We start from the raw sequence: 13,009 nt of genomic DNA, 5'->3' as shown, positions 1-13,009 counted from the left end.
CGGGGCATGCCCCGTAGGGGCAGCGCCCCGCCGCGGAGGGAGTCGCAGCCGTGATCACCGAAGCCAGTAGGCGGTGCGCCCTAGAGCTGGAAGCACTGCCGTCCCGGATCCAGCAGGTCCGCCGGATCGTCTCGGCCCAGTTGCGCTACTGGCAACTGGAGTCGCTCATCGACCCGGCCCTGCTCGGCATCACCGAACTCCTCGCTAACGTCCATCAGCACGCCGAGCCCCACAAGCGCTGCTCCGTCGAGCTCACCTTCGCCTCGGGATGGCTCACGACCGCGGTCGCCGACAGCGACCCTCGACTGCCGCGGGTCCGCGATTTCGAGCCGATGGCCACCTGCGGACGCGGACTCGCCATGGTCGTGGCGATGAGCGACAGCTGGGGCACCGAGGCGCTGCAGGACGGCGGCAAGGTCGTGTGGTTCACGCTGCGCGCCGAGGCCCCGGTTCCGTACGAACCGTTGGAGGCACCGCTAGCGGTGGCCGTACAGGGCGCGGCCGTACACCAGGCGGTGCCGGAAGACATGCACCAGGACACTGACGAGGACGCGCGCCTGCCCGAACCGGCGCTCGTCTGAACACCACGCCCGCCGCACCCCCGCGACCGGGGGTGCGGCGGGTGTGAGCCGTGGATCATCGCGCGCTCATCGGGCGCCGCCCTTGAGGTCGCGCCCGAACTGCTCGTCCAGGACGGACAGCCGGCGCCAGTACTCGTCCTCGTCGATCTCGCCGGCGGCGAAACGGCGGCCCAGCAGTGCGATCGGTGACTGCTCGCGATGCGCTGCCTGACGCCCCCGCCATCCCCTACGGCGCAGCAGGAAGAGGACGCCGGCTACGACAGCCACCCAGACCGGCGGGTAGAACAGGATCCACGGGCCGGGGCCGTCCCAGTGCTCGGCGAGCATGCTCAGTGTGATGGCGTCCATCAGGGCTCATCTCCTCGGTGATGCCATTGTCCTTGTCCGCCACCGAGCGTCGTCCGGTCCTGGCTTCGGGTCGTCGTACAGCAAGCGGCACTTCGGGTACCACGCGGGGAGTACGCCCTAGGATGTGATCATGTGGCGGTGCACCGGTCTCAGCTGGAAGGGCGGCGACCCGGTGTGGACCTGGTCGCATCCGCGGTTCGGGGTCCGCGACAGTCCGTTGCGGCTCGGCGAGCCGCTCGCCATGGCGGTCGCGGCAGGTGAAGTGCGGTGCTGCGTGGGAGTGTGGCGCGCCGGCCGCTGGACCGAGTGCCCGCACGGCGCGCCGCTGCCGCCACAGACGCGGCGCGATCAGTGCGAGGAGTGCGCCGCGCTGGACCGCTCACAGTCGGTGGCCGCCGACACCAAGGCCGAAGACCCCCGGCCCTACTCGGTGTACCTCGCCTACTTCGGTACGGGCATCCGCAAGGTCGGCATCACCGTGGCCGAGCGCGGCACCGTCCGGCTGCTGGAGCAGGCCGCCATCTGCTTCGCCTTCCTCGGCCGGGGCCCGCTGATGGCAGCCCGTCGTGCGGAATCCGTCCTCGGCGCGGCGCTGGGCATCCCCGACCGCGTATCTGCTGCCGCGAAGCGCAACGCCCGGGCGTGTCTGCCGCCGGCCCAGGTGCGCGCGGCCGAACTCCGCGCCGTTTACGACGCCGCCAGCGCCGTGCTCGACTGGAGGGACACACTGGAGAGCGTCACATACGGCGCGGTCGACCACGCGGCGCTCTTCGGGCTGGAGCCGGGCCCGCTCCGGCCCACCGCCGTGGTTACCGGATTGGCTCCGGGCACCGCCCTCAGCGGGACCCTGCGCGCCGTCGCCGGCAGCGACCTGTACGTCGCCACCGCCGAGGGCACCCTCATCCTGGACGCCCACCTCGCCTCGGGCTGGCCCCTCAGCCGCCCCGCCCCCGGCCCGCCCTCACCCCCGCCCACACGGCCCATGCCACCACCGGACGCCGCACCCCAGCCCCTCTTCTGAAGACCGGGGCATTACGGCCCTCCCGGCGCCCCCGGGAGGGCCCGGGGCCCAGCAGCGGTCCTAGACTCCCAGTGCCGTGAGCGGATCGTCCAGCACTGGCTGCCAGGCGAGTTCGGCCGCGCCGACCAGGCTGTTGTGGTCCAGAGCACAGGCGAGCAGGGGAACGCTACCGCTGCGCCCCCACAGGCTGCGGTCGGCGACGACGGCGTGGAGCCGTCCGGGATCGGCGTCGAGGAGTTGGCGGTGGAGTCCGCCGAGGAGGATGCGGTCCGGGTTGAGCACATTGACCAGCCCGGCCAGACCGAGGCCGAGACGGTCGATGAGGGTGTGGGCGGCGGAGCGGACGGCAGGGTCCGCGTACTCCTGGCGGAGCAGTGCGGTGGACTGGTCGAGGAGCGATGCCTCGGGGCCGGGGACGCGGCCGGCGGCTTGGAGGAAGGCGAGGGGGTCGGCCTCGATGTCGAGGCAGCCGCGGCTGCCGCAGTGGCAGGGGCGGCCTTCGGGGTTGACGGTGAGGTGGCCGACTTCCAGGGCGAGGCCCGAACTGCCGGTGTGGAGCTTGCCGTCGAGGACGAGCGCGCCGCCGACGCCGCGGTGGCCGGTGGCGACGACGAGCAGGTGCTGGGCGCCGCTGCCGGCGCCGTGGCGGTGCTCGGCGAGGGCGCCGAGGTTGATGTCGTTGCCGACGAAGCAGACGACCTGCGCCCCGCCGGGGCCGGTGATCCCGGCCCGCCGCACCTGTTGGGCGAAGATCTTCCGCACGGGCGCGCCGGCGGGCCAGGCGAGGTGCAGTGGGTTGAGGGCGGTGCCCTCTGGCTCGGCGACCGCTGAGGGCACGGCGAGGCCCGCACCGAGGCAGACCCTGCCGGAGTCGCGGAGCAGTCCCGCTCCGGCCTCGACGACGGCGCCCAGCACGTGCGCGGGATCGGCGGGTACGGTCATGCAGCCGGGGGCGGTGGCCACCACGTGGCCGCCCAGCCCGACGAGGGCGGCTCGGAAGCCGTCGGCGTGCACTTGAGCGGCGAGGACGACGGGCCCGTCGGGGTTGACCGCGAGCCGGTGCGAGGGGCGGCCCTGGGAGCCCGCCGGGCCGCCGGGACGGGTGTCCACCCGGATGAGCCGGAGCGCCTCCAGTTCCGCCGCGACGGCGCCCGCGGTGGCACGGGTCACGCCGAGTTCGGTGGTGAGAACGGCGCGAGTGGGCGCGCGCCCGGTGTGTACGAGCGAGAGCGCGGGGCCGAGCGCGCCCCGGCCTCTCTCCAGTCTTGTCCGAGTCTGGGTCACACCCCCTATTCTGACTTTGTGCCGAGGCGAAACAAAATGACCGCGACATCCGGCGCGCCCCGCCGACATTTCGGCAGCAGTGCGGGCCCGGGCGTGACCAATTCCTCGCTGACGCCATCGGGCTGCCGATCGCGCTGACCACGGTGACGGCACTGGCGGCAGTCACGGCCGTCATCGCCTACGCGGTGCGGAACGTCGCCGTCCGGATGGGGAGTTCACGAGCCGGTCCGCCGTGGAGGAGCAGACGCGGAGCCATGCTGGCGGCTTACCGTTCCCTGGGTGCCTGGTGGCTGCCGCGCTGGTCCTGGTGTTCGTCGACACCGGCTTCATCTGCTCTGGGCTCTGTTCGGCACGGCGCGGCTTTGGCGTCGCGATGTCCTGCCCCGCGCGGGGATGCCAGAATCGCCGCATGGAGACAGCTGAGTTCATAGAGGTGCTCCGGCGGGAAGGGCTGCTGCTGGCGGACGCCGCCGGGCAGGCAAGGCTGACCGCCAAGGTCCCGCCATGTCCCGGGTGGCAGGTGCGGGACCTGGTGCGTCACCAGGGGGTGGTGCACCGCTGGGCGGCACGTTTCGTGACGGAAGGGCGTACGGACGCCGCGCGTATGGAGGAGGACGCGCCGGAGGACGGCGTACTGCTCTCCTGGTTCCGTGAGGGACATGCCCGGCTGGTGGACGGGCTGGCAGCCGCGCCGCCGGACCTGGACTGCTGGTACTTCCTCCCTGCCCCGTCGCCGTTGGCCTTCTGGACGCGGCGGCAGGCGCATGAGACGACCGTGCACAGGGTGGATGCCGAGGCCGCGCTCGGTAAGGACCTCACCCCCATCGGTACGGCTTTCGCGTCCGACGGCGTGGACGAACTCCTGACCGGCTTCCATGTCCGGGCCAAGAGCAGGGTACGCAGCGATCGGCCCCGCAGCCTGCGGGTGCGGGCGGTGGACGCACCCGCCGGGCAGGGCGACTGGCTGATGCACCTCACCGCCGACCCGCTGCGGACGGAGCGCGCGGGCATGGGACCCGCGGACTGCACGGTGCGAGGCACAGCGGCGGAGCTGTACCTCGCGCTGTGGAACCGGGGTCCGTACGAGGGGCTGGAGGTCTCGGGAGACACGTCACTCGTGGAGCTGTGGCAGCGTACGGCTGCCGTCATCTGACCTGCGGAATCAGGCGTGGCCCAGCATGCGCTCCAGTACCTCGCGCCGGACAGGCAGGGCCTGTCCATGGCGGGCACGACCGATTTCGGTGATCGCCACCCGTACGCCGCGCCGGTCCTCGGCGCAGATGCCGCGGGTGACCAGGCCGTCCTTCTCCAGCCGCCCGACGAGGCGGGACAGGGCGCTCTGGCTGAGATGCACCCGATCGGCCAACTCCTGGACGCGGAAGGAGCAGCCGTCGTCCGGGCTGCCTTCGGCCAGGATGTCCAGAACCTCGAAATCGCTCCCGCCGAGCCCGTACTCCTGGAGCCCTCTGTCGAGTTCGCATGCCGTGCGGGCGTGCAGGGCAAGAACCTCCCGCCACTGCTGCACGAGGGCGTGCTCGCTCTTTACGCCGGTCATAGGTGGACCGTACCAGAAAAACCCATCCTGCATGCACGGGAACTAAATGCGCACACATTAACTGCATACGAATACATACCCTCTTGTCGGTCCCCTGTGCGAAGCTGTTCACAGAGTCGTCCAGGGGGGAGGAGCGGTCGAATGCGCCAGGCCCGCAGTCAGGCCGAACGGGACACCGTGACCGTAGAGATCATCTATGCGGGGCTCACCGGCGCGGTGTTCGCCGGGGTAGCGATGATCATCCTCTCCGGTCCGGTGCTCGCCGGGCAGGTGCACGGCACCGCGCGGCAGGGATGGTTCGCTGCGGCGGCCTTCGTGGCGGCGGCGGTGTTCTGCGTACGGGTGGTCGGGGTGCTGCGGCGCTTCGAGCGCCACGGCCGGGCGGATCAGCCGAGCCAACCGGGGCGCACCAGGCCGGACTCGTAGGCGAGGACCACGAGCTGGGCCCGGTCGCGAGCGCCGAGCTTCACCATGGCGCGGCTGACATGCGTTTTGGCGGTGAGGGGGCTGACGACCAGCCGGCGCGCGATCTCGCCGTTGGACAGCCCCATCCCGGCCAGGGCCATCACCTCCCGCTCCCGCTCGGTGAGCCGCTCCAGGCCCGTCGCGATGGCGGGCCCCTTGGAGCGGGCGGCGAACTCCTCGATCAGGCGGCGGGTCACTCCGGGCGACAGCAGCGCGTCGCCGTCCACCACCGCCCGTACCGCTCGCAGCAGTTCCTCCGGCTCGGTGTCCTTGACCAGGAAACCTGACGCGCCGGCCCGGATCGCCTCGAAAACGTACTCGTCGAGTTCGAAGGTGGTGAGGACGACCACCTTTACTCCGGCCAGAGCCGGATCCTCTGTGATACGGCGGGTCGCCGCCAGGCCGTCCATGAACGGCATCCGGATGTCCATCAGCACGGCGTCCGGGGTGAGTTCGCGCACCAGGCGCACAGCTTCCGAGCCGTCCGAGGCCTCTCCTACAACCTCGATGTCGGCCTGCGCGTCGAGCAGGGCCCGAAATCCGGCCCTCACCAGCAGCTGGTCATCGGCGAGCAGTACCTGGATCATGTGGACTCCTTCCGGACGGGCAGCCAGGCCAGCACCCTGAAGCCGCCGTCCGCGCGTTGTCCGGCTTCGACGGTGCCGCCGAGGGCAACGGCACGTTCCCGCATCCCGACAAGGCCGTTGCCACTGCCGGTCTGGCCGCTCGTGGTAGCGGGTCCGTCGTCGTCGACGCACAGCTCAACACTGTCCGGGCGGTACCCGATGCGGATTCGCGCGGTGCGGGAGGCGGAGTGCCGGACGATGTTGGTGAGCGCTTCCTGGATGATCCTGAAGGCGGCGAGATCCGCACCCGGCAGGAGCGGGACCCGGGTACCCTCGGCCGCGATGTCGACCACAAGGCCGGCATCCGCGGCCTGGCCGGCGAGTTCCGGCAGCCGGTCGAGGCCGGGAGCGGGTGAGCGCGGAGCATCGCCGGGAGCACGGAGAGCGCCGAGCACCTGGCGGACCTCACCGAGCGCTTCCTTGCTCGCGGCTTTGATGGTGGTAAGCGCGGTGCGGGCCTGTTCGGGGCGCTCGTCGATGAGCGCGAGAGCTACGCCCGCCTGGACATTGATCACCGAGATGCTGTGAGCCAGTACATCGTGCAGCTCACGGGCGATACGGAGCCGCTCCTCATCGGCGCGGCGGCGCTCGGCCTCGGCCCGCTCTCGCCGCTGGCGGGTGAACTCCTCCCGCCGAACCCGGGAGAGTTCGGCGGCGGCCAGCACTGCGAGCAGCCAGGCCGCCGCCCCTGAGGCCTGCGTCCAAGAGGCCGCATGGTCAGCGGACGGAGGCAGCCAGCGGTACAGCCAAACGCCGACCAGCAGATGGCCGGCATAGACGAGGACGGCGACGACCAGCACAGCACGCCGGTGACCTGCGGCGACCGCGGCGAAGAAGGCGACGACGACGCTGAGGAAGACGGGGCCGTACGGGTATCCGGCAGCGAGATACCCGAAGGTGAGAGCGGAGGTTCCAGCCGCCACGGCAACGGGCGCCCGACGACGCAGCAACAACAGGGCCGGGCCGAGCAGAAGCAGGCCATAGCCGAGTACGTCCAGGTGCACCCGGCCGTGTTGGTCGCGCCCGGCGGCCGCGGAGCCGAGCACCTGGACGACGGCGACGGCGAGCGAGGAGCGCGGGAGGGGATAGCGCGCAGCCGCACTGTCACGTCCAGGTCGCCAGGGCAGGCCGCCGCCAGGACCCGCCCCATGGTGCCGCGCTGCCGCCGGCGCCGCCTCGTCCGTCATGCGGCCACGCTAAACCGGCTGCCCGGGATCGGCGTCCACTCGCGGTGGTGGTCGTGCCTACTCCTCCGGGAGTACACCGTCCGCCCGGATACCGATCTGGTGTGCCAGCCGGGAGGCCGCGAGGTCGAAGAATTCGTCCCGGGCGTCGACGACACGGTTGAACTGACCGAAGAGTTCGAAGCTGACGAGACCGAAGAGCTGGGCCCAGACGGCGACCAGGGCAGCGACGGCAGATGGCGGAAGCTCACGGTCCAGGTCCCTGATGAGCCGCCAGGCGTCGGCGTGGACCGCTTCCGGCAGCGGCGGCGATCCGGGGACAGCCAGCGCGCCCTCTCTGTGGGCGGCCTCGGCTACGGCTATCAGGGCAAGGCCGACGCGGGCGGCGGGGCCGACAGTGTCGAGGGGGGCGCTGTACCCGGGCACCGGCGAGCCGTAGATCAGGGCGTATTCGTGGGGGTGGCCGAGAGCCCAATCCCGTACGGCGCGGCAGACCGCCGTCCACCGCTCGACCGGGACCTTCTCCTCCGAGTCGGCGAGGGCATTTTCAGCCGCCTCACCCACCGAGTCGTAGGCGTCGACGATGAGGGCGGTGAGGAGATCGTCACGGCTTGGGAAATAGCGGTACAGGGCTGAGGAGACCATCCCGAGCTCCCGGGCGACGGCGCGCAGCGAGAGCCGGGCGGCGCCCTCGGCGGCGAGCTGCCGCCGGGCCTCTTCTTTGATGGCCCCCGTCACTTCGGTCCGGGCCCGTTCCCTGGCTCCTCTGATCACGCTCATGCCGGCAATTGTGCCACAGATCGGAGCATCAGCCAAGAATGCGAGCAGTGCTCTTGCTATTCCGAGACACGCAGTGCAACACTGATCCCAAACGAGAGCGCCGCTCTCCAATTCTTTCCGGAGGACACCATGCCCGAGCACGTCATGAAGCCCGGTTGGTTCACGGTCCACGTCCTCAACCGGGCCGTCACCTGGTTCACCCGCCGCGGGCTCAGCGTATGGGGTGCGCGCGTACTGGCCGTACGCGGCCGCAAGAGCGGCGAGTGGCGGCGCACCCCGGTCAATCCCCTGACGTTGGGCGAGCACCGCTATCTCGTCGCGCCTCGCGGCCACGTCCAGTGGACCCACAACATGCGCGTGGCGGGCGGCGGGCAGCTGCTGGGCCGGAAGGTCGAGGAGTTCACCGCGACCGAGATCGCGGACGACGACAAACCGGAGATCCTCCGCGCCTACCTCAAGCGGTGGAAGGCGGAGGTCGGCGTGTTCTTCGGGGGCGTCGGTCCCGGATCCACCGACGAGGAGCTCCGGGCGATAGCCCCGAAGCACCCCGTCTTCCGGATCACGACGAAGAGCTGAAGCTCACGTCGACGTTGGTGAAGCCCAGCGAGGTGAGCAGTTGTTGCAGCATGGTCCTGGTGTTCGCCTCCGCGCGGGTGCCGAGTTCAGTCGCTTTCGCAGCGTTCTGGATCTTCTGCGCGGCCAGCTCGTTCAGCTGTTTCTCGTTGCCGGGAATCGACGAGAAGAAGTCGCTGAGCCGGTCGAAGAGCCCGCGTTGCTGCGAGACGACGTAGGAGTGCTTCGGGTCGAGCGAGGTGGGCTCAAGCTGGGCGTGCGGGAGACGGAGGGTCACGGATTTGCGGTCACCGGAGACCGTAACCCCCTTCTTACCCACCTTGGCGAGGTCAACATAGGCGTTGACGGTGCCTGCGCCGACATAAAGGGTTCGGTTACCACGGATGGCGTCAGGGAGGAACTTGGCATCGTTCTGCAGATCGACCACGACCTGGAAGTTCCCCTTCGCACCCTCGAACCGGCTCATGTCCTGGATGGACTTCAGTACAACAGGACCGCTGCGGTCCTTGGTCTTCTCGGCGAACGGGTTGGGGAGCCCGGGCAGCAGATCGGCCTTGGCTACCAGGAAGAAAAGCCCGACAAGCACGACAAGTACGGCAGCGAACCGGGCCCACCAGGGCATCCGACCCGCGTCATTGCGCAACGGCATAACAACGGCACCTCCTGAGAAGAGATCTTCCCCTGAAGTGCCGCTGTATGAGCGACCGTTGCACAAACGTTCTGATCAGGTGCGGTCGATGGCATCCAGAGCACGACGGGCCAGCGGATGGGTCCGCACCAGGTCGGCGAGCGAGGTCGACCCCCGGGTGACCCTGGCGAAGGCATTCCAGGCAGGAGGAAAGGTGGTGATCACAGCATGCAGCAGACCTGGGCGCTTCTCGAACAGAGCCATCATGCGCCGCCCCACACCCATCTCCACGCCCAGCCCGGCCTTGACGGCGAAGGCGTAGTTCAGCGCCTGCCGACGGGCGTCGACCGCGTCGTGCGCCTCGGAGATGCGTACCGCCCACTCCCCCGCCAGCCGTCCCGAGCGCAGGGCGTACGAGATGCCCTCCCGCGTCAGCGGCTCCAGCAGCCCGGCCGCGTCACCGCACACCAGGACCCGGCCGCGGGACAGCGGAGAGTCGTCGGAGCGGCAACGGGTCAGATGGCCGGAGGAAATACTCGGCTCGAAGCCGGCCAGGCCCAGCCGCGCCACGAAGTCGTCCATGTATCGCTTAGTGGCGCTCCCGTCACCGCGCGCGGAGATCACACCGACCGTCAGCGAGTCACCCTTGGGGAACACCCAGCCGTAACTGCCCGGCAGCGGGCCCCAGTCGACGAGCACCCGCCCTGCCCAGTCCTCCGCCACCGACGGCGGGACCGGGATCTCGGCCTCCAGGCCCAGATCGACCTGGTCCAGCTTGACCCCGACGTGTGCTCCTATCCGGCTGGCGCTGCCGTCGGCGCCGACCACCGCACGGGCGAGCACCGTCTCCCCACCGCTCGATATCACCGCCACGGTGCGCCGGTCCGGGACGGCCGGCCCATGCTGCTCGACCCGCGAGACAGCCACCCCGGTGCGCACCTGCGCACCGGCCCGCTGGGCCGCCTCGACCAGGCCGGCGTCGAACTCCGGCCGGTTGACCAGCCCGAAAAGCATCTGCCGAGAACGCTTTGTGCGCGCCATCCGGCCGTTGAGGCTGAAGGTCACAGCGTGTACCCGGTCCAGCAGCGGGAGCTCGAAGCCGGGTGGCAGCGCGTCTCTCGAGGGGCCGATAATACCGCCGCCGCAGGTCTTGTAGCGGGGCAGCTCGGCCTTCTCAAGGAGCAGCACCCGGCGTCCGGCGGTCGCCGCGGCATACGCTGCCGAGGCCCCGGCCGGACCGGCGCCGACCACGACGACGTCCCACACCTCTTCGGCCGCGTCCTCGTCCGCCGCTCCGCTGTCCTGCGCTCCATACTCGCTGCTCACGTACGCTTCCGCTCCCGCTCGTCATACCGACTGCCGTCGCCCCCGCTCAGCCGCATCCTATTGCCCGGTATTCCCGCGGCTGGCTGTGGCACCATCGGCGTCGTCCGCCTATGTGCCCGAATGACCACTTCGGAGCACGCTCAACACTGCATCCGTACCCACAGGGAGTTGCCCATGCCGGCCCGTCCGCTAGCCGAATCCGTCGCCTCGCTCATGCCGCGCGCCCGCACTGAGCTGGCCGAGCTCGTCTCGTACCGGTCGGTCGCGGATCCTCGGCAGTTCCCGAAAAGCGAGTGCGAGAAGGCCGCCCGCTGGGTCGCTGACGCACTACGTGCCGACGGCTTCCAGGATGTGGCGTTGCTGGACACCCCGGACGGGACCCAGTCGGTGTACGGGTACCTTCCCGGCCCGGAGGACGCGCCGACCGTGCTGCTGTACGCGCATTACGATGTCCAGCCGCCGCTGGACGAGGCGGCGTGGATCTCTCCGCCGTTCGAACTCACGGAGCGCGACGGGCGTTGGTACGGGCGTGGCGCGGCCGACTGCAAGGGCGGCATCGTCATGCATCTGACGGCGCTGCGAGCGCTGCGGGCGCACGGCGGTGTGCCGGTCAGCATAAAAGTCATCGCCGAGGGTTCCGAGGAGCAGGGCACCGGGGGCCTTGAGCGCTATGCCGAGGCCCATCCCGAACTGCTCGCGGCCGACGCGATCGTCATCGGCGACGCCGGGAACTTCCGGCTCGGGCTGCCGACGGTCACCGCGACCCTGCGTGGCATGGCGCTCGTCGAGGTGAAGGTCGACACCCTGGAAGGCAATCTGCACTCCGGCCAGTTCGGCGGGGCGGCGCCGGACGCGCTCGCTGCGCTGATCCGCATCCTGGACTCGCTGCGCGACGAGAGGGGGGCGACCACCGTGGACGGCCTGAGCGGCGACGCCACCTGGCAGGGTCTGCAGTACTCGGAGGAGGATTTCAGCAAGGACGCGAAGGTCCTCGACGGCGTCCGTCTGGTCGGCACCGGCACGATTGCGGACCGCCTCTGGGCCCGCCCCTCCGTCACCGTCCTCGGCATCGACGCACCGCCCGTCGTCGGCGCTACCCCATCGGTCCAGGCGAGCGCCGGCGCCCTCGTGAGCCTTCGTGTTCCGCCGGGTGTGGACGCTCAAGCGGCGGCCAAGGTGCTCATCGCTCATCTGGAAGCCGCGGCCCCGTGGGGCGCCCAGGTCACGGTCACCCAGCGCGGCAGCGGCCAGCCCTTCCGCGCGGACACCTCCAGCCCGGCCTACGCCGCCATGGCCGACGCCATGCGCGCGGCGTACGGGAAGGATCTGGAGATCGCGGGCCAGGGCGGCTCGATCCCGCTGTGCAACACATTGGCCACTCTTTATCCCGGTGCGGAGATCCTTCTCATCGGCCTGAGTGAGCCGGAGGCGCAGATTCATGCGGTGAACGAGAGCGTCTCCCCGGAGGAACTGGAGAAACTCTCGCTCACCGAGGCGCTCTTCCTTCGGAACTACGCAGCAGGCTGAGATGGTCGTCGGGCGGCCTTCCGGGCCGCCCGACGCTGAGGAGGAGTGCGCTAGCCGACTGGGACGCCCGCCTCCAGGTTGAGGACAGTCGCGCGTTCGCGGGCCCGCAGTGCCCACCGCAGGCGCGAGAGGCGGACGGGCGGGAGCATGTCGGCGGCCTCGTCCTCGGTGACGAAGCGCCAGCCGCGCAGTTCGTCGCCGGGCAGCAGAAGGCGTCCCGCCCCCTCGGCGGGGAGCAGACCGCCGTCGAAGAGCAGTCTCAGCCCACCGAAGCCGGGCGGGGCGGGCGGTTCCCAATCGATGACCAGGAGCCGGGGGACAGCGGGGAGTTCGAGGCCGAGTTCCTCGGCGACCTCGCGGATCCCGGCCCGGGCCGGAGGTTCGCCGGGCTCGACGACCCCGCCTGGGAACTCCCAGCCGGGCTTGTAGGTGGGGTCGACGAGGAGCACCCGGTCGTGCTCGTCGAAGAGCAGCACCCCGGCCGCGACGGTCTCCGCGGTGGGCTCCGGAGTCTGCACGATGTCACGTGCGCCCGCGCCCGCACGGATCGCGTCGGCGACGCGGCCGGCGGTCTCACGCGGGGTCAGCGCGCCGGAGTCGACGAGGTGCGCGTCGGCGGTCAGCCACGGGAGGGCCCCGCGGTAGGCGGCGAGGTGACTCAGACACCAGTTGCGTACGGAGGCGCTCGCTTCGGGGTCGCCGGGAAACTCCTCACGCTGGCCTATTCGCTCCCGCAGGATCGTTTCCTCAACGTGCAACAGCACATGCCGCACGGGTATTCGATGTGAGGCGAACCCGCCGAAAATTTCATCCCGGTACTCCTGGCGGAGCAAAGTCATCGGGGCGACGAGCGGGCCGCCGGCCTCACTCAGCACGGCCGCCGCGGTATCCACGACGAGCCGCCGCCAGGACGGCAGGTCCTGGTAGTCGGAGACCTCGCCGAGCCGCTTCTCGGGCAGCAGCATCCGCAGTCCGCTGCCGATGAGTTCCGGGTCATAGAGCACGCTGCCAGGCAGCAGTTCGAGCAGTTCACGTGCCGCGGCCGTCTTGCCCACACCGTAGGTGCCGTTGATCCAGACGATCACTGTGCCCCCTATTCCATAGCCCTCTA

The 13,009-nt window shown here is 70.4% G+C and carries 15 protein-coding genes; 6 read left to right on the top strand and 9 right to left on the bottom strand.

What is annotated here, in order from left to right; genetic code table 11:
- Nucleotides 1-50 precede the first annotated feature (50 nt).
- A complete protein-coding gene (locus FCI23_RS25910) occupies nt 51-581 on the top strand; it encodes an ATP-binding protein (RefSeq protein WP_136726343.1) in 531 nt (176 codons plus the stop codon).
- Between the two features lie 66 nt (nt 582-647).
- Here the strand turns inward: FCI23_RS25910 and FCI23_RS25905 are convergent, their stop codons facing one another.
- The gene (locus FCI23_RS25905; protein ID WP_136726342.1) at nt 648-929 is read right to left on the bottom strand and encodes an SHOCT domain-containing protein; all 282 of its coding nucleotides are present in this window, start codon (nt 927-929) and stop codon (nt 648-650) included.
- 130 nt (nt 930-1,059) lie between these two features.
- Between FCI23_RS25905 and FCI23_RS25900 the strand changes: the two genes are divergently transcribed.
- Nucleotides 1,060-1,950, top strand: coding sequence for a DUF2797 domain-containing protein (locus FCI23_RS25900; protein WP_136726341.1), 891 nt, complete (start codon nt 1,060-1,062; stop codon nt 1,948-1,950).
- 60 nt (nt 1,951-2,010) lie between these two features.
- On the opposite strand, the gene FCI23_RS25895 is transcribed toward FCI23_RS25900, so the two are convergent.
- Nucleotides 2,011-3,234: an ROK family protein gene (locus FCI23_RS25895; RefSeq protein ID WP_169316941.1), complete on the bottom strand. Its 1,224-nt coding sequence runs from the start codon at nt 3,232-3,234 to the stop codon at nt 2,011-2,013.
- Between the two features lie 409 nt (nt 3,235-3,643).
- Here FCI23_RS25895 and FCI23_RS25885 point away from each other — a divergent pair, with 409 nt between their 5' ends.
- Nucleotides 3,644-4,387 carry a maleylpyruvate isomerase family mycothiol-dependent enzyme gene (locus tag FCI23_RS25885; RefSeq protein ID WP_136726338.1) on the top strand — a complete coding sequence of 248 codons (744 nt, stop codon included), beginning with the start codon at nt 3,644-3,646 and terminating at the stop codon, nt 4,385-4,387.
- A 9-nt stretch (nt 4,388-4,396) separates the two neighbouring features.
- On the opposite strand, the gene FCI23_RS25880 is transcribed toward FCI23_RS25885, so the two are convergent.
- The gene (locus FCI23_RS25880; protein ID WP_136726337.1) at nt 4,397-4,789 is read right to left on the bottom strand and encodes a MarR family winged helix-turn-helix transcriptional regulator; all 393 of its coding nucleotides are present in this window, start codon (nt 4,787-4,789) and stop codon (nt 4,397-4,399) included.
- Nucleotides 4,790-4,930: 141 nt separating this feature from the next.
- Between FCI23_RS25880 and FCI23_RS25875 the strand changes: the two genes are divergently transcribed.
- A complete protein-coding gene (locus tag FCI23_RS25875; RefSeq protein ID WP_136726336.1) occupies nt 4,931-5,215 on the top strand; it encodes a DUF6332 family protein in 285 nt (94 codons plus the stop codon).
- Here FCI23_RS25875 and FCI23_RS25870 read toward each other — a convergent pair.
- The 3 genes from FCI23_RS25870 to FCI23_RS25860 are packed head-to-tail and all read right to left on the bottom strand — an operon-like array spanning nt 5,176 to nt 7,844.
- Nucleotides 5,176-5,841 (bottom strand): response regulator transcription factor, encoded by a 666-nt coding sequence (locus FCI23_RS25870; protein WP_136726335.1) that lies wholly within the window; start codon nt 5,839-5,841, stop codon nt 5,176-5,178. The genes FCI23_RS25875 and FCI23_RS25870 overlap by 40 nt on opposite strands.
- Complete coding sequence (locus tag FCI23_RS25865) at nt 5,838-7,067, bottom strand: sensor histidine kinase (RefSeq protein ID WP_136726334.1); 1,230 nt, start codon at nt 7,065-7,067, stop codon at nt 5,838-5,840. The genes FCI23_RS25870 and FCI23_RS25865 overlap by 4 nt, the downstream gene beginning before the upstream one ends.
- Nucleotides 7,068-7,124: 57 nt before the next feature.
- Complete coding sequence (locus tag FCI23_RS25860) at nt 7,125-7,844, bottom strand: TetR/AcrR family transcriptional regulator (RefSeq protein WP_136726333.1); 720 nt, start codon at nt 7,842-7,844, stop codon at nt 7,125-7,127.
- A 129-nt stretch (nt 7,845-7,973) separates the two neighbouring features.
- Between FCI23_RS25860 and FCI23_RS25855 the strand changes: the two genes are divergently transcribed.
- Nucleotides 7,974-8,420 (top strand): nitroreductase/quinone reductase family protein, encoded by a 447-nt coding sequence (locus FCI23_RS25855; RefSeq protein WP_136726332.1) that lies wholly within the window; start codon nt 7,974-7,976, stop codon nt 8,418-8,420.
- On the opposite strand, the gene FCI23_RS25850 is transcribed toward FCI23_RS25855, so the two are convergent.
- Together FCI23_RS25850 and FCI23_RS25845 are read right to left on the bottom strand one after the other, a co-directional pair.
- Nucleotides 8,404-9,066: a DUF4230 domain-containing protein gene (locus FCI23_RS25850; RefSeq protein WP_136726331.1), complete on the bottom strand. Its 663-nt coding sequence runs from the start codon at nt 9,064-9,066 to the stop codon at nt 8,404-8,406. The genes FCI23_RS25855 and FCI23_RS25850 overlap by 17 nt on opposite strands.
- A 75-nt stretch (nt 9,067-9,141) precedes the next feature.
- Nucleotides 9,142-10,371 carry a geranylgeranyl reductase family protein gene (locus tag FCI23_RS25845; RefSeq protein ID WP_246143989.1) on the bottom strand — a complete coding sequence of 410 codons (1,230 nt, stop codon included), beginning with the start codon at nt 10,369-10,371 and terminating at the stop codon, nt 9,142-9,144.
- A 174-nt stretch (nt 10,372-10,545) separates the two neighbouring features.
- Here FCI23_RS25845 and FCI23_RS25840 point away from each other — a divergent pair, with 174 nt between their 5' ends.
- On the top strand, nt 10,546-11,898 hold the full coding sequence (locus tag FCI23_RS25840; protein WP_136726330.1) for a dipeptidase: 1,353 nt from the start codon (nt 10,546-10,548) through the stop codon (nt 11,896-11,898).
- 50 nt (nt 11,899-11,948) lie between these two features.
- On the opposite strand, the gene FCI23_RS25835 is transcribed toward FCI23_RS25840, so the two are convergent.
- On the bottom strand, nt 11,949-12,983 hold the full coding sequence (locus tag FCI23_RS25835) for an NUDIX hydrolase (RefSeq protein WP_136726329.1): 1,035 nt from the start codon (nt 12,981-12,983) through the stop codon (nt 11,949-11,951).
- Nucleotides 12,984-13,009 lie beyond the last annotated feature (26 nt).

The sequence above is a fragment of the Actinacidiphila oryziradicis genome, assembly GCF_005047355.1.
In the GTDB taxonomy this organism is placed as follows: domain Bacteria; phylum Actinomycetota; class Actinomycetes; order Streptomycetales; family Streptomycetaceae; genus Actinacidiphila; species Actinacidiphila oryziradicis.
The sequence above is the reverse complement of the archived record's forward strand: the minus strand, read 5'-3'. Positions and strand labels throughout refer to the sequence as shown.

Bases quoted from the DNA above. Each gene is read 5' to 3' on its own strand.
- FCI23_RS25905 (WP_136726342.1), bottom strand. From the start codon at position 929: ATGGACGCCATCACACTGAGCATGCTCGCCGAGCACTGGGACGGCCCC.
- FCI23_RS25900 (WP_136726341.1), top strand. From the start codon at position 1,060: ATGTGGCGGTGCACCGGTCTCAGCTGGAAGGGCGGCGACCCGGTGTGG.
- FCI23_RS25885 (WP_136726338.1), top strand. From the start codon at position 3,644: ATGGAGACAGCTGAGTTCATAGAGGTGCTCCGGCGGGAAGGGCTGCTG.
- FCI23_RS25880 (WP_136726337.1), bottom strand. From the start codon at position 4,789: ATGACCGGCGTAAAGAGCGAGCACGCCCTCGTGCAGCAGTGGCGGGAG.
- FCI23_RS25875 (WP_136726336.1), top strand. From the start codon at position 4,931: ATGCGCCAGGCCCGCAGTCAGGCCGAACGGGACACCGTGACCGTAGAG.
- FCI23_RS25870 (WP_136726335.1), bottom strand. From the start codon at position 5,841: ATGATCCAGGTACTGCTCGCCGATGACCAGCTGCTGGTGAGGGCCGGA.
- FCI23_RS25865 (WP_136726334.1), bottom strand. From the start codon at position 7,067: ATGACGGACGAGGCGGCGCCGGCGGCAGCGCGGCACCATGGGGCGGGT.
- FCI23_RS25860 (WP_136726333.1), bottom strand. From the start codon at position 7,844: ATGAGCGTGATCAGAGGAGCCAGGGAACGGGCCCGGACCGAAGTGACG.
- FCI23_RS25855 (WP_136726332.1), top strand. From the start codon at position 7,974: ATGCCCGAGCACGTCATGAAGCCCGGTTGGTTCACGGTCCACGTCCTC.
- FCI23_RS25850 (WP_136726331.1), bottom strand. From the start codon at position 9,066: ATGCCGTTGCGCAATGACGCGGGTCGGATGCCCTGGTGGGCCCGGTTC.
- FCI23_RS25840 (WP_136726330.1), top strand. From the start codon at position 10,546: ATGCCGGCCCGTCCGCTAGCCGAATCCGTCGCCTCGCTCATGCCGCGC.